Origin of the sequence: Paraburkholderia sacchari, assembly GCF_000785435.2 — a bacterium.
Classification (GTDB): Bacteria; Pseudomonadota; Gammaproteobacteria; order Burkholderiales; family Burkholderiaceae; genus Paraburkholderia; species Paraburkholderia sacchari.
This window is the reverse complement of record NZ_JTDB02000002.1, coordinates 1,148,685-1,167,232: the sequence shown is the minus strand read 5'-3', so window position 1 is coordinate 1,167,232 and position 18,548 is coordinate 1,148,685. Positions and strand designations below refer to the sequence as shown.

General features: G+C 64.9%; 18 protein-coding genes. 11 read left to right on the top strand and 7 right to left on the bottom strand.

Annotation, left to right across the window (positions count from 1 at the left end; all coding sequences use genetic code 11):
* Positions 1–34 precede the first annotated feature (34 nt).
* Positions 35–1,204 (bottom strand): lactonase family protein, encoded by a 1,170-nt coding sequence (locus NH14_RS11930; protein ID WP_035527589.1) that lies wholly within the window; start codon positions 1,202–1,204, stop codon positions 35–37.
* A 276-nt stretch (positions 1,205–1,480) separates the two neighbouring features.
* Between NH14_RS11930 and NH14_RS11925 the strand changes: the two genes are divergently transcribed.
* The 3 genes from NH14_RS11925 (at position 1,481) to NH14_RS11915 (ending at position 5,213) form a co-directional block, all read left to right on the top strand.
* Complete coding sequence (locus tag NH14_RS11925; RefSeq protein WP_084225465.1) at positions 1,481–1,639, top strand: DUF3096 domain-containing protein; 159 nt, start codon at positions 1,481–1,483, stop codon at positions 1,637–1,639.
* A gap of 115 nt (positions 1,640–1,754) precedes the next feature.
* On the top strand, positions 1,755–3,632 hold the full coding sequence (locus NH14_RS11920; RefSeq protein WP_035527216.1) for a glycoside hydrolase family 15 protein: 1,878 nt from the start codon (positions 1,755–1,757) through the stop codon (positions 3,630–3,632).
* 303 nt (positions 3,633–3,935) lie between these two features.
* The gene (locus NH14_RS11915; RefSeq protein ID WP_052148080.1) at positions 3,936–5,213 is read left to right on the top strand and encodes a polyhydroxyalkanoate depolymerase; all 1,278 of its coding nucleotides are present in this window, start codon (positions 3,936–3,938) and stop codon (positions 5,211–5,213) included.
* A gap of 112 nt (positions 5,214–5,325) precedes the next feature.
* Here NH14_RS11915 and NH14_RS11910 read toward each other — a convergent pair whose 3' ends face one another.
* Positions 5,326–5,958, bottom strand: a complete 633-nt coding sequence (locus NH14_RS11910) for a TetR/AcrR family transcriptional regulator (RefSeq protein WP_035527218.1) — start codon at positions 5,956–5,958, stop codon at positions 5,326–5,328.
* Positions 5,959–6,352: 394 nt separating this feature from the next.
* On the opposite strand from NH14_RS11910, the gene rsxB reads away from it, so the two are divergent.
* The 3 genes from rsxB to NH14_RS11895 all read left to right on the top strand — a co-directional run bounded on the left by rsxB (position 6,353) and on the right by NH14_RS11895 (position 8,426).
* Positions 6,353–7,255, top strand: a complete 903-nt coding sequence (gene rsxB / locus NH14_RS11905; protein ID WP_084225509.1) for an electron transport complex subunit RsxB — start codon at positions 6,353–6,355, stop codon at positions 7,253–7,255.
* Entirely contained in the window at positions 7,252–7,896 is a 645-nt protein-coding gene (gene nth, locus NH14_RS11900) for an endonuclease III (RefSeq protein ID WP_035527219.1), read from the top strand. Before rsxB ends, nth begins: the two co-directional genes overlap by 4 nt.
* A 95-nt stretch (positions 7,897–7,991) precedes the next feature.
* Positions 7,992–8,426, top strand: a complete 435-nt coding sequence (locus tag NH14_RS11895; protein ID WP_035527222.1) for a DUF1841 family protein — start codon at positions 7,992–7,994, stop codon at positions 8,424–8,426.
* A 154-nt stretch (positions 8,427–8,580) separates the two neighbouring features.
* Here the strand turns inward: NH14_RS11895 and NH14_RS11890 are convergent, their stop codons facing one another.
* Positions 8,581–8,976 carry a c-type cytochrome gene (locus tag NH14_RS11890; protein ID WP_035527225.1) on the bottom strand — a complete coding sequence of 132 codons (396 nt, stop codon included), beginning with the start codon at positions 8,974–8,976 and terminating at the stop codon, positions 8,581–8,583.
* 76 nt (positions 8,977–9,052) lie between these two features.
* The gene (locus NH14_RS11885) at positions 9,053–9,418 is read right to left on the bottom strand and encodes a c-type cytochrome (RefSeq protein WP_035527227.1); all 366 of its coding nucleotides are present in this window, start codon (positions 9,416–9,418) and stop codon (positions 9,053–9,055) included.
* 402 nt (positions 9,419–9,820) lie between these two features.
* On the opposite strand from NH14_RS11885, the gene NH14_RS11880 reads away from it, so the two are divergent.
* The 5 genes from NH14_RS11880 to NH14_RS11860 all read left to right on the top strand — a co-directional run bounded on the left by NH14_RS11880 (position 9,821) and on the right by NH14_RS11860 (position 15,080).
* Complete coding sequence (locus NH14_RS11880) at positions 9,821–10,672, top strand: AAA family ATPase (protein ID WP_035527230.1); 852 nt, start codon at positions 9,821–9,823, stop codon at positions 10,670–10,672.
* A gap of 60 nt (positions 10,673–10,732) precedes the next feature.
* Positions 10,733–11,905: a vWA domain-containing protein gene (locus tag NH14_RS11875; protein WP_035527232.1), complete on the top strand. Its 1,173-nt coding sequence runs from the start codon at positions 10,733–10,735 to the stop codon at positions 11,903–11,905.
* A 78-nt stretch (positions 11,906–11,983) separates the two neighbouring features.
* Positions 11,984–13,201, top strand: a complete 1,218-nt coding sequence (locus NH14_RS11870) for a benzoate/H(+) symporter BenE family transporter (protein ID WP_035527235.1) — start codon at positions 11,984–11,986, stop codon at positions 13,199–13,201.
* A gap of 198 nt (positions 13,202–13,399) precedes the next feature.
* Positions 13,400–14,359, top strand: coding sequence for a transaldolase (gene tal / locus NH14_RS11865; protein ID WP_035527237.1), 960 nt, complete (start codon positions 13,400–13,402; stop codon positions 14,357–14,359).
* 289 nt (positions 14,360–14,648) lie between these two features.
* Positions 14,649–15,080: a VOC family protein gene (locus NH14_RS11860; RefSeq protein WP_035527240.1), complete on the top strand. Its 432-nt coding sequence runs from the start codon at positions 14,649–14,651 to the stop codon at positions 15,078–15,080.
* 74 nt (positions 15,081–15,154) lie between these two features.
* Here the strand turns inward: NH14_RS11860 and NH14_RS11855 are convergent, their stop codons facing one another.
* The 3 genes from NH14_RS11855 to NH14_RS11845 all read right to left on the bottom strand — a co-directional run bounded on the left by NH14_RS11855 (position 15,155) and on the right by NH14_RS11845 (position 18,327).
* The gene (locus NH14_RS11855; protein ID WP_084225467.1) at positions 15,155–16,366 is read right to left on the bottom strand and encodes an FUSC family protein; all 1,212 of its coding nucleotides are present in this window, start codon (positions 16,364–16,366) and stop codon (positions 15,155–15,157) included.
* A 171-nt stretch (positions 16,367–16,537) separates the two neighbouring features.
* Entirely contained in the window at positions 16,538–18,088 is a 1,551-nt protein-coding gene (gene mctP, locus NH14_RS11850; RefSeq protein WP_035527242.1) for a monocarboxylate uptake permease MctP, read from the bottom strand.
* Positions 18,085–18,327 (bottom strand): DUF3311 domain-containing protein, encoded by a 243-nt coding sequence (locus NH14_RS11845; protein ID WP_035527244.1) that lies wholly within the window; start codon positions 18,325–18,327, stop codon positions 18,085–18,087. The genes mctP and NH14_RS11845 overlap by 4 nt, the downstream gene beginning before the upstream one ends.
* Positions 18,328–18,548 lie beyond the last annotated feature (221 nt).

Genomic DNA, 18,548 nt, shown 5'->3' with positions numbered 1-18,548 from the left:
CGCGCCGGAACTTGTCCGGCGCGGCGCTTTGTTTTTACGGCGCGACGAACTTGAAGTCGACGGGCGAGCCGATGTCGATGCGCTTCGGATTCGGTTCGAGCAGGCCCGTTTCCTGATCGCGGCGGAACACGTAAGCCGTGTCGCTGTTCTGATTGCCGACGATGAGCCACTGGCCGCTCGGATCGATCGCGAACTCGCGGGGCGCCTTGCCGAGGCTCGACTGACGGCCCACGCGCTTGAGTTTGCCCGTGAGCGCGTCGACGGCGAAGATCGAAATGTCGTTGGCGTCGCCGCGGTTCGAGACGTACAGGAACCTGCCATCCGGCGACAGGTGCAGCGCCGCCGCACCCACCGCGCCTTTGAAACCTGGCTCCGTCAGTTTCTCGACCTGTTCGAGCGTCATGCGACCGTCGCGATAAGCGAACACGCTCACCGTGGCGGACAGTTCACTCGTGAGGTAGGCGAAGCGTCCATCATTGCCGAAGACGAGGTGGCGCGGTCCCGTGCCGGACTTCACGTCGGTGTAGCGCCACTCGGTCGGGCTCACGAGACCGCGGCTGCCGTCCGGCGTGTAGCGGTAGGTCCAGAGCTTGTCGGTGCCGAGATCCTGGGTGAAGAGATAGCGTCCGTCCGGCGAGAACACCGTGGAATGCACGTGCGCGCCGTCCTGGCGACCCTTCACCGGCCCGCTGCCCTCGTGGTGCACGGTGAGCACCGATGCCCCGAGCTTGCCGTCCGGCTCGATGGGCAGCACCGCGAAGCTGCCGCCGGGGTCCGCCGCAACCGAGTAGTTGGCGACGAGGAGATAGCGCCCATCGGGCGAAAGGCTCAAATAGCAGGGGTCGTTGCCTTGCGCGGACACCTTGTCGAGGAACGTGAGTTGACCGCTCGCGGCGTCGAAGCCGAATGCGCTCACGTCGCCGCGCTGGGTCGCCGGGCCGTTGTCGCCTGGCAACTCGTTCACCGCGTAGACGAAGCGCTTGTCGTTGCTCACCACGAGGTACGACGGGTTCACCGTCTTCGCGACGCTCACCTGCCGGGCGTCGCCGGTTTTCGAGTCGAAGCGATAGACGTAGAGCCCCTCGCTCTTGCCGCCGGTATAGGTGCCGACGATCAGGTCGTACACGCCATTGCCCCCCGTATCGGCGAGCGCCGCGCCCGGGCCGGTTTGAGCGAACGCCTGAGTGGCGGCGACTGAAGCCATGAGGACGATACCCTGGATGATCTGATGAATGAGCGCGCGCTTTTTCGCGCGCGGCGGATCGTGGCGAAACTGGCGCGGGTGGCTCTCGTGCCGGTACGCGGGCACGGGCATGGAGATTGCGGCGTCATGAACCTGAAACATGTCGACCTCCATTTTTCTTGTCGAAGCGCGAGCGCGTCGGCGTCGTGAGGATTCGCGGCCCAGTATAGGAGAGCTTGCGCCAGGCTGGCTGCTGGCCGCCCGGCCAGGCCCGCCCTGTCCAGGGAGTAACCGTCAATGAACATTCATCTTGCGATCGGTCCGCTCGTTGCGCTCATCGCCGGCATCCTGATTCTCGTGGCGCCGCGCCTGCTCAATTACATCGTTGCGCTGTATCTCATCATCATCGGGCTCGTCGGGCTCTTCGGCACCGGCGGCCATCTCGGGCATTTTTGAGGCAGGCGTGCATGGCATGCCGCAAAACGCATTGCGCGAGTCCCCCCGCACCCACTAATCTTGTGCGTGCATCTGCCGTTTCCGCTCCAGGCGCAACGCTGTCAATCTGCTTACCATGCCCGCACTCATCGAAGACTATGCAATGATCGGCGACGGCCACACGGCCGCGCTCGTGTCCCGCGAGGGCTCCATCGACTGGCTCTGCTGGCCGCGCTTCGACTCCGGCGCGTGCTTCGCGGCGCTGCTCGGCACCGAGAATAACGGCCGCTGGCTGATCGCGCCGGCCCCGCCCGCCGACGGCTCCAAAGCCACTATCAAGATCACGCGCCGTTACCGCGGCGAGACGCTGATCCTCGAAACCGATTTCGAAACGCCCGAAGGCGCCGTCACGCTGATTGACTTCATGCCGCCCGGCAATGGCTGGAGCGAGCTCGTGCGGCTCGTAGTGGGCCGGCGCGGCACCGTGCGCATGCACTGCGAACTCGTGCTGCGCTTCGACTACGGCTTTTCCGTGCCTTGGGTGAGCCGCCTCAACTATGAAAGCGGCATCAAGGCGACCGTCGGTCCCGACACGGTCGTGCTGCGCACGCCCGTCGACCTGCAAGGCGAGAACATGCGCACCGTCGCCGAATTCGACGTGAGCGAAGGCGAGCGCGTGCCGTTCTCGATGGCCTACGCGGCCTCGCATCTGCGCCTGCCGCCGCCGCGCGACCCATTCACGGCGCTCGCGCGCACCGAGAACTTCTGGGAGGAATGGTCGGCGCGCAGCACAGTGGAAGGCCGCTGGGCCAAGCCCATCCGCCGCTCGCTCATCACGCTCAAGGCCCTCGCCTTCGAGCCCACCGGCGGCATCGTCGCCGCGCCCACCACCTCGCTGCCCGAAAAGCTAGGCGGCACGCGCAACTGGGACTACCGCTACTGCTGGCTGCGCGACGCCACCATTACGCTGCTCGCGATGATGCGCGGCGGCTACTACGACGAAGCGCGCGCCTGGCGCGCATGGCTCGGCCGTGTAATGGCGGGTTCGCCCTCGCAGTTGCAGATCATGTATGGCCTCGCCGGAGAGCGCCGCCTGCCCGAGTTCGAGCTCGACTGGCTGCACGGCTACGAAGGCGCGAAGCCGGTGCGCGTGGGCAACAACGCGGTCGGCCAGTTGCAGCTCGATGTCTATGGCGAAGTCATGAACGCGCTGCACCTCGCGCGCGTGGGCGGCCTGCAGGCCGACGAAACCGCGTGGTCGATCCAGTGCACGATGCTCGAGCACCTCGAAAAAATCTGGACCGAGCCCGACGAAGGCATCTGGGAAACCCGCGGCGGGCGCCAGCACTTCACGTTCTCGAAGGTCATGGCGTGGGTGGCGTTCGACCGCTGCATCCGCTCGGCCGAGAAGTTCGACCTGCCCGGCCCGCTCGATCACTGGCGCGCGCTGCGCGACACCATCCACGCGACCATCTGCGAGCGCAGCTTCAATACTGAGCTCAACTCGTTCACGCAGATCTACGGCGGCACCGATCTCGATGCGAGCCTGCTGCTAATACCGCTGGTGGGCTTTTTGCCGGCCTCGGACCCGCGCATCGCGGGCACGGTCGCGGCCATCGAGCGCGACTTGATGGTGGAAGGTTTCGTGATGCGCTACCGCACCACCGAATTCAACGATGGCCTGCCGCCCGGCGAAGGCACTTTTCTCGCCTGCAGCTTCTGGATGGTGGACAACCTCGCGCTCCAGGGCCGCGTGGACGACGCGCGCAAGATGTACGAGCGCCTGCTCGCGCTCGCCAACGACGTGGGGCTGCTCGCCGAGGAGTACGACCCGGCAGCGGGCCGGCTTGTGGGGAATTTCCCACAAGCGTTTTCTCATGTGGCCCTCGTCCATACGGGCCTGAATTTGATACGCCACGAACAGGAAATGGCCCGGGTGACCGGGCATCCGGCCGTTGCCGGGGCCCCGCTGGTCAATCCGGATTTCGCGGCGGCAGCAAACGAGGCATCGTAAAAGTACGAAATCGATGTCAAACAGATGCGCAAGCGACGAAAACCCGTATACGCCCGCGCTAAATGAGCTACACTTGAGAACTGGATTGCTGCATTGCACAACGACCCTGAAGCCGCCAGGTACGGAAGGTTCGATCCCGGCGCCAGGATCTGCATTTGCTGGCAGCAAACCATACGCCGCGCCGTTCAGGCGGCCGGCTGCAAAGCCGATAAACAGGCTAACCGACCAACTACAGGCCGCGTTCCGTGCCGCGCTTACCCCGGTGCCGCGCAGGCGCGAACCGTCCCCGATGCTGGAGCACCCATGCTCTACCAAATCCGTGAATTTCAACGCGCCCTGCTGAGCCCGCTTACCGCGTGGGCGCAGGCTGCCTCCAAGTCGTTCTCGAATCCGGCGAGCCCGTTCTCGCTCGTGCCGGGCGCCACGCGCCTCGCGGCGGGTTACGAACTGCTGTACCGCCTCGGCAAGGACTACGAGAAGCCCGAATTCGACATCCGCCAGATCGAGAAGGACGGCTTCAACATTCCGATCGTCGAACAAACCATCATCGAAAAGCCGTTCTGCCGGCTGCTGCGCTTCAAGCGCTTCGCGGACGACCCGTCTGCCGTCGCCGCGCTCAAGGACGAGCCCGCAGTGCTCGTGTGCGCGCCGCTCTCGGGCCACCACTCGACGCTCCTGCGCGACACCGTGCGCACGCTGCTGCAGGACCACAAGGTCTACATCACCGACTGGATCGACGCGCGCATGGTCCCGCTCGAAGCCGGCCCGTTCCATCTGGACGATTACATCGCGTACATCCAGGAATTCATCCGCCATATCGGCGCGAAGAAGCTGCACGTGCTTTCGGTGTGCCAGCCCACGGTGCCCGTGCTCGCGGCCATCTCGCTGATGGCAAGCCGCGGCGAGGCCACCCCGCTCACCATGACGATGATGGGCGGCCCGATCGACGCGCGCCGCAGCCCCACGACGGTCAACTCGCTAGCCACCGAGCACTCGATGGAATGGTTCGCGAACAACGTGATTCACACGGTGCCCGCCAACTATCCGGGCGAAGGGCGCGCGGTCTATCCGGGCTTCCTGCAGCACGCGGGCTTCGTCGCGATGAATCCGGGCCGCCACACCAACGCGCACTGGGACTTCTACAAGAGCCTCTTGCGCGGCGACGAAGAGGACGCCGAAGCACATCGCCGTTTCTATGACGAATACAACGCGGTGCTCGACATGGCCGCCGAGTACTACCTCGAAACCATCCGCACGGTGTTCCATGAGTTCCGCCTGGCCGATGGCACGTGGGACGTCGCGGGCGAGCGCGTGAAGCCGCAGGACATTCGCGACACGGCGCTCTTCACGATCGAAGGCGAACTCGACGACATTTCGGGCTCGGGACAGACGCACGCCGCGCACGACCTTTGCACGGGCATCGCGGAGCAGCACAAGCATCGCCTCACAGCGGAAAAGTGCGGCCACTACGGGATCTTCTCGGGCCGCCGCTGGCGCACCATCATCTATCCGCAGTTGCGCGACTTCATCCGGGAGCACCAGCGCACGAAGCAGAAGGCGAAGGAAAGCGCTGTGGCCTGAGTGCCCTCAGTGGCTTGAGTCGCCTGAGAAGGCGCACGCGCAGCGCGCAACGCCAAACCCCGCGCCCGGTTCGCACCGGGCGCGGGGTTTTTATTTGCGCTTTATTTGCGCCTCATTTGCGCATCAGGAACGCAAGCAGCATCTCGGTGTTGAGCTGGATGATCTCGGCACGCTCCGCGGTGGTGCTGAAGTCGCGCCCGAGCGTGGCGTTGAGCGTATAGCGGTTGGAGACGATGTAGTAACCCATGCCCGAGAGCGTCACGTAAAGGCGCAGCGGATCGACGTTCGCGCGAAACAGCCCCGCGGCCTCGCCACGCGCGAGAATCGAGCCGAGCGTCGCGATGATCGGCGAGATCATCTCGTGAATGCGCGTGGACTTCTGCATGTAGCGCGCCTCGTGCAGGTTCTCGTTATTCACGAGCCGCAGAAGGTCGGGATGGTCGCGATAGTAATCCCACACGAAATGCGCGAGCCGCGTGATTGCCTCGACAGGTGCGAGTCCGGCCAGATCGAGCGCGCGTTCCGCCTCGTTCAGCGCGCCGAATGCATGCTCCAGCACCGCAGTGAACAACTGCTCCTTGCTGCCGAAGTAGTAGTACAGCATGCGCTCGTTGGTTTCCGCGCGGCGCGCGATCTGGTCGACACGGGCGCCGAACAGGCCGCCATTCGCGAACTCTTCCGCTGCGGCAAGCAGGATGCGGCGGCGCGTGCCTTCAGGATCTCTTTTGATTTTCGTCTGATTCATGGTGGCAGGATCGCTCGATAGGCGCGGCTTTCCACGTTGCGCTGCCGGGCCTCTCCAAACCCATCGTGCGGCAGCGTGCATGGAGCGCGCCGGGTTAATGAACCTACACCCTTCGCTTCTCGATTTATCTTTGTTTGCAGTCGTCTTGACCCCTCGCCCGACGCTGCATATGTGACGCCGTCCTGCGGACTCGATCCGATGCCGTGCGCCAATGGTGCAAGCGCTGCGAGGACATTCGAATTAAGCACTTTGATTATGGCACATGGCCCGCCGATGGCAATGCGGGAAATCGGCGATAATGCGGGCTTTGGCGCGGGGCGTGCAGCCCCTGGGCGTGCGAACCCCGAGCGTGCGCTCGCGCAGCCACGCCGCCGCCCGCCCAGCAATCGCAACCGTGAACGATTCCAAGACACTCGCAGATCGCATCGAAGATCTGCTGCCCCAGACGCAATGCACCAAGTGCGGCTACGACGGCTGCCGGCCCTATGCCGAAGCCGTCGCCGCCGGCGCCGCGAGCTACAACCAGTGCCCGCCGGGCGGCGCCGAGGGCGTCGCGCGCCTCGCCAAGCTGCTTGGCAAGCCTGTTATTCCGATCAACCCCGTAAACGGCGTCGAGCGGCCTCGCCCCGTGGCCTTCATCGACGAACAAGTGTGCATCGGCTGCACGCTGTGCATGCAGGCATGTCCGGTCGATGCGATCGTCGGCGCGCCCAAGCAGATGCACACCATCGTCAAGGATCTGTGCACGGGTTGCGACCTGTGCGTCGCGCCCTGCCCCGTGGACTGCATCGCGATGATTCCGGTAACCGGCGAGGCAACGGGCTGGGACGCGTGGACCCAGCAACAGGCCGACGAAGCCCGCGTGCGCCACGACCGCCGCCAGGCCCGGCTCGCCGCCGAGCGCCATGCCGCGGAAGCGCGCGCGGCCGCGCGGCGCGCCGCGGCGACGCCCGCCGGTGCCGCTTCTGAGGCTTCCGATGCATCGGCCACGTCGGCCTCGCCGGCTGCAGCCTCGCCCGCAGCTACCGACGACGCCGAAGCCAGGAAAAAAGCCATCATTCAGGCAGCGCTCGAACGCGCGCGGCGCAAGAAGCAGGAACTCGCCGAACGCGGCGCCGGCCCACGCAACACCGAGCACGTGAGCGCCGACGTGCAGGCGCAAATCGACGCCGCCGAGGCCCGCCGCCGGCGCCTCGGCATTGCCGCCGACACGGGCACGGCCGACAACAAGACCGGGGGCGCAGCCACGCCCGACCAGCCTGCGCCGAACGCCGATCAGAACGACAAGCCCGCATGAACGCCACCAAGCGCCGCGCCATCTACGAAACGCTCCAGAGCCTCAACCCGAACCCGACGACCGAGCTGGAGTTCACGACGCCCTTCGAACTCCTGATCGCCGTGATGCTCTCGGCCCAGGCCACCGACGTATCGGTGAACAAGGCCATGCGCAGGATGTTTCCGGTGGCCAACACGCCGCAGGCGGTGCTCGCGCTGGGCGAGGAAGGCGTCGCCGATTACATCAAGACGATCGGCCTCTACCGCACCAAGGCGAAGAACGTCATCGCCACCTGCAAGATCCTGATCGAGCAGCACGGCGGCGAGGTTCCGCAAACGCGCGAAGCGCTCGAAGCGCTGCCGGGCGTCGGTCGCAAGACCGCGAACGTAGTGCTCAACACGGCGTTCGGCCATCCGACCATCGCCGTGGACACACACATCTTCCGCGTCGCCAACCGCACGGGCCTCGCGCCCGGCAAGGACGTGAAGGCCGTGGAAACCGCGCTGGAGAAGTTCACGCCAGCCGAGTTCCGCCAGGACGCCCACCACTGGCTGATCCTGCACGGCCGTTACGTATGCAAGGCGCGCCGCCCGGAGTGCTGGCATTGCGTGATCGAGCCGCTGTGCGAATTCAAGCCGAAGACACCGCCGCCCGAACTCTGACGAACCCGCCGGCGTAAAATCGAGTTTTGGGCCCCGCGTCACGTGGAGTCTGGCTCTGAGCACACCGCCCTCAACACTGCACGATTCAGTACCCGATGTTCAATCCTAGCCGCGACGAAGTCCGCCATTTTTTCACCGAGACCTGGCGCAAGCAGCGCGCGGGCGAGATCCTAACGCCGCTCGAGGCGATGGCCGCCGACTGGATCGTCGAGCATCCCGAGTACCACGCGCAGCTCGCCGATGCCGAGGCCGCCTCCGCGCAGGACTATTCGCCCGAGCGCGGGCAAAGCAATCCCTTTTTGCATCTGTCGATGCATCTCGCCATCAGCGAGCAGCTTTCGATCGACCAGCCGCCAGGCATCCGCGCGGCGCACGACCGGCTTGCGGCGCGCATGGGCTCCACCCACGACGCGCAGCACGCCATCATGGAATGTCTCGGCGAGACGATCTGGGAAGCGCAGCGCACCAACACGCCGCCCGACACCGACGCTTACCTCGCGCGCATCGAGCGGCGCGCCTCGCGCGACTGAACCCGGGCCGCCGCTCGAAAGCGGCAACGCCCATGCAAAACACCCCGTGTGAGAAAACGCCTGAGCGCGTCTCACACGGGGTGTTTTGCATTCGCATCGCGCACGTATCGCGCACAAACGCCATGCATGCCGCATGGCGCCTGCGCGATCGCGCTTACTTCTTCTCGACCAGATCGCCCTTGAGCGATTCGACGTAGGCGGCCAGATCCTTGAGGTCACGCTCGGAGAGGCTCTGCACCTGCGCCTGCATGATCGGATTGCTGCGGCCGAAATTCACGTTGCCGGTGCCCATCTGATACTGGCGCAGCGCCCAGAAGATGTAGTCGGCATGCTGGCCCGCGAGCTTCGGGTAATCGGGGCTCACAGGCTTGTTCAGGTTCACGCCGTGGCAGGCCGCGCAGTTATGGCTGTCGGCGAGCACCTTGCCGTTGGAGGCATCGGCGGCATGCGCCGATTGCACGCCGAACGCGAGCGTGAGGGCTGCGGCGGCGGATACCGCCGAGGCGGCCTTCAGAAGCGACGCGCGCACAGCCGTATAGGGCTTGTTCATGGATTCTCCTGTGTCGACCCGAGTCGGCGCTTCAGCGCCTTACTCCGGTCCCATTGCGCTAAAGCGCCCGTGCCGGTTACTTCTCGGGGTTGTTTTTCGTGGCGGCCGTCTGCGACGAGTAATAAGCCGCGATATCGGCGATGTCCTGCTCGGACAGCGACGCCGCGATCGCGTGCATCGTCCCGAAGTGGCGATCACCCTTCTTGTAGCCGTGCAGCGCGCTAGCGATATACTGCGCGTTCTGGCCGCCCAGAATCGGCACGTGATAGACCTCGGGATAAGCGGTGCGGTAGTCGGGAATACCATGGCAGCCGATACACATCGCAACCTTACCCTGCCCTGCCTTCGCGTTGCCCACGACATCCGCGTGGGCCGAGGCCGCGAAGCCCGCCAGCACTGTCAATGCGCCAAACATGACGTGCTTGCTGACAATTTTTTTCATAGCATCCAACCTGGCTTGAGGGGATTCGAACGCCCGAACCGCAGGCCTCGGCCTGCGACGCATGACTGCTGTTTTACTTTTGGGTCGCCGTGCAGGCCGAAAAAAATCGGTCCGAGTATACCGCGACGGCCCGCCGCACGTCCACCGGGCTGCTGCCCGGGCAAGGCCCGCTGACGCCCGCCGGACGGGGCTCGGGCGCGAATGGGAAAATTCGCGAGCGGCCTGGCGCGTGGCGTGCGGGTCATCCCTGATGCGTCTCGCGCCCTGCTTGCGAGCCGCAAACGAGTGGCATAACCGTAGTACCAAGGCCCACATCGCGGGCGGACCCAACGATACGCGAGCCCCTCCCGGCCCAACACCCCTTCTGACTTATACTGAGATTTTTTTAGCGAGCGGTTCATCATGCGCGCCACGCGTTTCGAAGGCTCTTCGCAGTACGTCGCCACCGACGATCTCAAGCTCGCGGTCAATGCCGCGATCGCCCTCAAACGGCCGCTGCTCATCAAGGGCGAGCCCGGCACGGGCAAGACCATGCTCGCCGAGGAGGTGGCCGCCGCGCTCGACATGCCGCTCATGCAGTGGCACATCAAGTCCACCACGAAGGCGCAACAGGGCCTCTACGAATACGACGCGGTCTCGCGCCTGCGCGATTCGCAGCTCGGCGAGGAGCGCGTGAAGGACATCCGCAACTACATCGTGAAGGGCGTGCTATGGCAGGCGTTCGAGTCGGAGCAGCAAAGCGTGCTGCTGATCGACGAGATCGACAAGGCCGACATCGAGTTTCCCAACGACCTGCTGCGCGAACTCGACCGCATGGAATTCTACGTGTACGAAACGCGCGAGCTCGTGAAGGCGAAGCAGCGCCCGCTCGTCATCATCACGTCGAACAACGAGAAAGAACTGCCCGACGCGTTCCTGCGCCGCTGCTTCTTCCACTACATCAGCTTCCCCGATCCGGCCACGATGCAGCGCATCGTCGAGGTGCACTACCCGGGCATTCGCAGCGACCTGCTCAGCGCGGCCATGGAAAGCTTCTTCGAGCTGCGCAACGTCGCGGGCCTGAAGAAGAAGCCGTCCACTTCCGAACTGCTCGACTGGCTCAAGCTGCTGCTCGCCGAGGACATTCCGCCCGACGCGCTGCGCGCGGTGGACGGCTCGAAGTCGATGCCTCCGCTCGCCGGCGCGCTGCTCAAGAACGAGCAGGACATGAGTCTCTTCGAGCGGCTCATCTACATGAACCGTCATAACCGCTAAAAGCCCCCGCTAGAAAGCGCCGCCAAAACCGCGGCACGCTCGCAAGGCCGGAGAACCCGCATGCTGATCGACTTCTTTTATACGCTGCGAGACGCGAAGCTGCCGGTCTCCGTGAAGGAGTACCTCACGCTCGTCGAGGCGCTCAAGGAGCGCGTGATCGCGCCTTCGCTCGACGACTTCTATTACCTCGCGCGCATGACGCTCGTGAAGGACGAGCAGTACTTCGACCGCTTCGATCAGGCCTTCGGCGCGTACTTTCGCGGCATCGAGAAAAAATCGGAGCTCGCCTTCGAGATTCCCGAAGACTGGCTCAAGAAGCGGCTCGAACGCGACTTCACGCCCGAGCAGCGTGCGCAGATCGAAGCGATGGGCGGGCTCGACAAGCTCATGGAGCGTCTCAAGGAGCTCTTCGAGGAGCAAAAGGAGCGCCACGAAGGCGGCAGCAAGTGGATCGGCACGGGCGGCACCTCGCCGTTCGGCAACGGCGGCTATAACCCCGAAGGCATCCGCATTGGCGGCGAAGGCGGCCAGCGCAGCGCCGTGAAGGTGTGGGACGCGCGCGCCTACCGCGACTACGACGACCAGGTCGAGATCGGCACGCGCAACATCAAGGTCGCGCTGCGGCGCCTGCGCCGCTTCGCGCGCGAGGGCGCCGCCGAAGAACTCGATCTCGCGGGCACGATCCGCAGCACGGCGGCAAACGCTGGCTGGCTCGACCTCAAGATGGTCCCGGAGCGCCACAACAACGTGAAGGTGCTGATGCTGCTCGACGTGGGCGGCTCGATGGACGATCACATCAAGCGCACCGAAGAGCTTTTCTCCGCGGCGAAGGCCGAGTTCAAGCACCTCGAGTTCTACTACTTCCACAATTGCGTCTACGACTACCTGTGGAAAAACAACCGCCGCCGGCACGCCGAGCGCACGCCCACCTGGGACCTGCTGCACAAGTTCACGCCCGACTACAAGCTGATCTTCGTCGGCGACGCCACCATGAGCCCCTATGAAGTGCTGCAGCCAGGCGGCTCGGTCGAGTACAACAACCCCGAGGCCGGCGCCGTGTGGCTGCGCCGTCTCGCCGACCAGTTCCCGCATTTCGCGTGGCTCAACCCCGAGCCCGTGCGGCTATGGGAGTATCGCCAGTCGGTGTCGATCATCCGCGAGATACTCGGGCATCGCATGTATCCGCTCACCGTCGCCGGGCTGGAGACAGCCATGCGCGTGCTGAGCAAATAGCGGCGCGCATGACCGTTGCGAGCCCGGCTCGCGGCCATACCGTTGCGCACACAACCATAAACCCAGGAGATTTCCAGCATGACCGCGCCTTCGTCCCCGGACCTGCCATCGACATTCCGGCCGGGACCGCTGCGCCCCTTCGCAGACACCTCGGTTGCCACGATCGTTGCCGGCTTTGTCGCGATGATGACCGGCTACACGAGTTCGCTCGTGCTGATGTTCCAGGCCGGCCAGGCCGCGCATCTCTCGCCGGAGCAGATTTCCTCGTGGATCTGGTCGCTCTCGATCGGCATGGGCGTGACCACCATCGCGCTGTCGCTCTGGTACCGCGCACCCACCGTGATCGCGTGGTCGACGCCGGGCGCGGCGCTGCTGATCAGCTCGCTGCCGCACGTGCCGTATGCCGAGGCGATCGGCGCGTATATCGTGTGCGCGCTGCTGCTCACGGCCGTGGGCGTGACCGGCTGGTTCGACGCGCTCATGAAGCGCGTACCCGCCGGCATCGCGGCGGCGCTGCTCGCGGGCATCCTGTTCGAGATCGGCATCGAGATCTTCCACGCCGCGCAGGTGCAAACGCCGCTCGTGCTCACGATGTTCTTCGCGTACCTGCTGCTCAAGCGCGCGGTGCCGCGCTATGCGATCGTGGGCACGCTCGTGGTGGGCGTCGCAGCCGCCGCCGTGCTCGGCTTGCTCGATTTCAGCCACTTCCACGTGGCGCTCGCAAAGCCCGTGTTCACCATGCCCGCGTTCTCGGCGTCGGCGATCGTGAGCATCGGCATTCCGCTTTTCGTCGTGGCGATGGCCTCGCAGAACGTGCCCGGCATCGCCGTGCTGCGCGCCGACGGCTACAACACGCCATCCTCGCCGCTCATCGCCACGACCGGCATCGCCTCGCTCGTGCTCGCGCCGTTCGGCTCGCACGGCATCAATCTCGCGGCCATCACCGCGGCGATCTGCACCGGCCCGCACGCCCACGAAGACCGCACCAAGCGCTATATGGCGGCCGTCTGGTGCGGCCTCTTCTATCTGATCGCGGGTGTTTTTGGCGCGACTATCGCGGCGCTGTTCGCGGCGTTTCCGCCCGCGCTCGTGGTTTCCATCGCCGCGCTCGCGCTGTTCGGCTCGATCATGAGCGGCCTCACCAACGCGATGCAAAACCCGCACGAGCGCGAAGCGGCGCTCGTGACCTTCATGGTGACGGCTTCGGGACTCACGCTGCTGACGATCGGCGCGGCGTTCTGGGGGCTCGTGGCGGGCGTGATCACGCAGGTGATCCTGAACGCGCGCCGGACCTGAAGGGGCCTGAAGGTGCTTGACGGTGCCTGAGGCTCGCGTAATCGCATCGCCACCCGATCCGCCATAAAATGATGAAGTAAGCCGTGCCTGCTGGCACGGCATCGTGTGCAGCCCTTCGCGCCGGGCGCAAGCCGCCCGGCCGCGCGAAGCCGTTCAACTCCCACCGATGCCGGCGCACCCGCGCCCACAAGGCCTGACATGACTAACGCACTCGATCAGCTCAAGCAGCACACCACCGTCGTCGCCGATACGGGCGACTTCCAGCAGTTCATCCAGTACAAGCCCGAGGACGCGACCACCAACCCGTCGCTGATCCTCAAGGCCGTGCAGAAGGCCGAGTACCGGCCGCTGCTCGAAAAAACCGTGCGCGATCACGCGAGCGAATCGGTCGAGTCGATCATCGACCACCTGCTGGTTGCCTTCGGCACCGAAATTCTCAAGATCATCCCGGGCCGCGTCTCGACCGAAGTGGACGCGCGCCTCTCGTTCGACACGAAGAAGTCGATCGAAAAAGCGCACCACATCATCGACCTGTACAAGCAGGCCGGCATCCCGCGCGAGCGCGTGCTGATCAAGCTGGCATCCACGTGGGAAGGCATCCGCGCGGCCGAGGTGCTGCAAAAGGACGGCATCCGCTGCAACATGACGCTGCTGTTCTCGCTCGCGCAGGCCGCGGCGTGCGCCGAGGCGGGCGCGCAACTCATCTCGCCGTTCGTCGGCCGCATCTACGACTGGTTCAAGAAGGCCAAGGGCGCCGACTGGGACGACGCGAAGGACGGCGGCCCGAATGACCCGGGCGTGCAGTCGGTGCGCAAGATCTACGCGTACTATAAGAAGTTCGGCTACCAGACCGAGGTGATGGGCGCGAGCTTCCGCAACACGAGCCAGATCGTCGAACTGGCCGGCTGCGACCTGCTCACGATCAGCCCGGACCTGCTGCAGAAGCTGCACGACAGCACGGAAAAGGTCGAGCGCAAGCTCTCGCCCGAAGCGTTCAAGGACGCGCAGATCGCGCGCGTGGCCGTGGATGAGCCGTCGTTCCGCTTCCAGTTGAACGAAGACGCCATGGCGACGGAAAAGCTCGCGGAAGGCATCCGCGCCTTCGCCGCCGACGCGATCAAGCTCGAAAAGATGATCGAGGAACTGCGCGCGCGTTAAATACGCAAAAGCACGCGAAACACCGCAGCTTCCATCAGGGCCGCACATGTTGCATGTGCGGCCCTTTTTGCATGGCGCGCGGCGCAACCTTCATTCCCGTATGCGCTCTCGCAAACCCTGACGACACTTGCTCCCGAAATGCGCATGCGGTCATCTGGAGCGCCTAGAATCAGGGCAGCGGCGCAACATGCCGCGCCATCCCGGCCCCTGCCTGCCGCGCCCGTCACCCTGGTTGCGCGACGCTTCTCCACGGGGCCGGCCATCGGACTAATCCGCCAGGAAATTGACGATGCAAATCCAGCCCTACCTGTTTTACAACGGCACCTGCGAGCAGGCGATTGCGTTCTACCGCGAAGCGCTCGGCGCGCAGGAGCTGTTCAAGATGCGCTTCAAGGACGCTCCGCCCGACCCCGAGCGCCCGATGCCGCCCGAGTTCGCCGAGAAAATCATGCACGCGACGCTTCAGATCGGCGACGCGCAGATCATGATGTCGGACGGCGGCTGCATGACGCAGAACGACAAGTTCGCCGGTTTCAGCGTCTCGCTCACGGGCTCCGACGCCGCCACCGCGCAGCGCTACTTCGACGCGCTCGCCAACGGCGCCCAGGTAACGATGCCGTTCCAGAAAACCTTCTGGTCGCCCGGCTTCGGCATGCTCACCGACAAATTCGGCGTGCCGTGGATGGTCAGCGCGCCGCCGGCCGAAAATCCCGCCGCCTGAGTTCAAACTGAGTTCAAACTGAGTTCAAACCGGGTTCAAACGGAGCGCCCCCAGAACGTTCGCGAATGCGAGCGTCACACCATGCGGCGCCAATGAGCGCGTTCGATGTTCCACCGCGGCTCGATTTCGAGGAGCAAGGCACGCAGTTGCCCCACCTGCTCCTCGAAACGCTGTTCTAGCCAGTAAGGCCCCTGCATCTGCGGCGCGGCGTCCGGCGGCGTCGGCATCGCCCTCGCGGCCGCGTCGAGCGGGCTTGCGCGCAACGCCCGCGCCGCCGCCTCCGGATGATGCCGCGTCCCGCCAAAACGCAGTGCCCGGGCCGCCGTCAGCAGCGCCATGCGCACGTAGTCGCCGTACCCCGCGAAGGCTATCCGCACGAGTTGCTGCTCGTAATGACCGAGACCCGTCGACATCATCTCCAGTGAACTCAGCAGCGCGCGATGCAGGCGCTGCACCTGTTCGAGCCGTGCGAGCGGCACATCGATTTCCTGCGCGACCGAAGGCATCAGCCCGCGCAATTGCACGAGCCGCGCGTTCAGGCGCCGGAAAGCTTCGACCTGTGCATCGGCATCCACCTGCGCGCCGCTCACCACCTTCGCATGAACGCGCGCCATCTCGCGCAGATTGTCGGCGAGCCGGTAACGCCACGAATAGGTGGCGTGCAGCGGCAGCGCGAACGAAAACGCCAGCGCGATCACGATGCCGATCATCACGTTGAGCGTGCGCCACAGGCCCGTATCGATGAGGTTGTCGCCGTGACCCGCGACGATGCACATCGTGATGGCCGTAAGAAGCGGCACGTAGCCATCCTTGCCGATCGCATAGTAGCTGCACACGGCCGCGACGATTGCCATGAGCGAATACGTGAGCCACGTGAAGCCCGTCACCGCCTGCACGATGATGAGCGTGAGGCCGATGAGCGCGCCAAGCACCGTGCCGAGCGCCCGCTCGGCGGCCTTCTTGCGAATGTTGCCGTGGTGCTGGAGCCCGCCGATCACCACGAGCAGCGTGACCGATGCCCAGATGCCGTGCGGAATATTGATGCCCGTGGTGGCGAGAATCGACACGAGCATCGCGAGCCCGACGCGCACGCCGTGGATGATCCCGGCGTTGCGATAGCGATAGAACGGCGACGTGAGCGCGCGCCAAAAGTTCTCCACGCGCGCACGCAATCGCGAGCGCCGGCGCGGCGGCTTGCGCTGCAAGGCAGCGTTGGCGCTCTGGCGCGCTGCGTCGCCGGAAGCGACTGCGGGTTCGGTATCGTGGTCGTGATCGGACGAAGTCATGGTGCGCTAAAAGCCTGCTGGACGTGATGCGAGTTAGCGGAAAGCGCGCAAGGACGCCTCCCGGCAAAAAACCCCCTGCAGGCATCCTGCACCAGAAAAACAAATGCCCGCAACCGTGAAGTTGCGGGCATTGCAGGCACAACGCAGATTGCGCGCGGAAGACGCGCCGGATCAGCCTTCCTGCACGTCGAGATAGTCCTCGGGCCGCGTGCGATCCACGCCCTTCTGCATGCCGAACAGATGCACGAGCAGCGATACCGCCACGGCAACCACGAGGTTCACGATCAGCGACCACACCGCCGCGTAGCCCGGCACGTCCATGCCGAACAGGTGCACGACGAAGATCGAGCCCTTGAGGTGCAGCGAAATCGCCATCCACGTGCCGGTGGCGATGCCCGCCGCCCAGCCGATCAGCAGGCCGCGCCAGTCGAGCATGCGCGTGTACAGGCCGAGCACGATCGCGGGCAGCGTCTGGATGATCCAGATGCCGCCGAGCAGTTGCAGCTGGATCGCATACGTGAGCGGCAGCCCCAGGATGAACGCCACCGCCCCCACCTTCACGATCAGCGAAACCAGCTTGGCCACATTGGTCTCCTGCTCGTGATTCATGTTGCGGTTGATGAACTCCTTGTGGATGTTGCGCGTGTAGAGGTTGGCGGCCGCGATCGACATGATCGCCGCCGGCACCAGCGCGCCGATGCCGATAGCCGCGAACGCCACGCCCACGAACCACGACGGGAAGTACTGCAGGAACAGCGCCGGCACCGCGAAGTTCGGGCCGAAGGCCTTGAAGTACGGCGCGTATTGCGGCATGTCCTTCACGCCCGAAGCGAGCGCCATGTAGCCGAGCAGCGCGAGCAGGCCGAGCACGAGCGAGTACGCGGGCAGCATCGCCATGTTGCGGCGGATGCTGTTGCCCGACGACGACGAGAGAATCGCCGTGACCGAGTGCGGATACAGGAACAGCGCGAGCGCCGAGCCCACCGCCAGCGTCGCATAGGCGCTATAGCCATTCAGGCTCGCCGCATCCGGTGCCTTGAGCAGCAGCTTGGCCGGCGGCACCGCGCCGAAGATATGGCCGAAGCCGCCCAGTTGCGCGGGAATCACGATGATGGCCGCGATGATCGTGATGTAGATGAGCACGTCCTTCACCACCGCGATCATGGCCGGCGCGCGCAGACCCGACGTGTAGGTGTAGGCCGCCAGAATCGCGAACGCGATGATGAGCGGCAGGTCGCCAACAAAGCCCGTGGTGTCGAAGCCGAGCCCGCCGATCACCACTTCGATGCCCACTAGCTGCAGCGCGATGTAAGGCATGGTCGCGACGATGCCGGTGACCGCGACGGCGAGCGCGAGCATGCGGCTGCCGTAGCGCGCGCTCACGAAGTCGGCCGACGTGACATAGCTGTGGCGCTTGGCGATGGCCCAAAGTTTGGGAAACACCACGAACGCAAACGGGTAGATCAGGATCGTATAGGGCAACGCGAAGAAACCCGTTGCCCCCGCACCGAACACGAGCGCTGGCACCGCCACGAAGGTGTACGCGGTATAGAGATCGCCGCCGAGCAGGAACCACGTGACGATCGTGCCGAAGCGCCGGCCGCCGAGCCCCCACTCGTCGATATGGGCGAGATCGCCCTTGCGCCAGTGCGCGGCCAGGAAGCCGACGATCGTGACGCCGATGAACAACAGGACAAAGACGAAGGTTGCCGTACCGTTCATCGCGCACCCCCTGCCTTGCCGCCGTTCTTCGAGCGATCCTTGGTCTTGATATAGACAACCACGGTGATGACTGCGCTGATCAGCACCCAGAGCAGCTGATACCAGTAGAAAAATGGGAAGTCCCACAGCGTGGGCTCGACCTTGTTGTACGACGGCACCCAGATCATGGCGATCCAGGGCAAGATCAACAGCCATAGCCAGTGCTTGCTGGCTTTCGCGGCGTCGGCGTCGTGAGCCATGACGTCTCCTCGTTACTTATGTAGTTATGGGGGTTTCGAAGCGGTCCACCGCCCGATATGGAGCGGTCCCTGGCCCGCGAGATCGTGCCTCGCAAGGTCCCCGAAAGCGCAGAAAAGAGTAGCGATGCGGCAGCAACGGGTCAAGAAGGGCGGACCCCAATTTAGATCATGTTGTCAAGATGCGACTGGCGGTGCGTTTGACCCTGAATCGTCAGCATTTA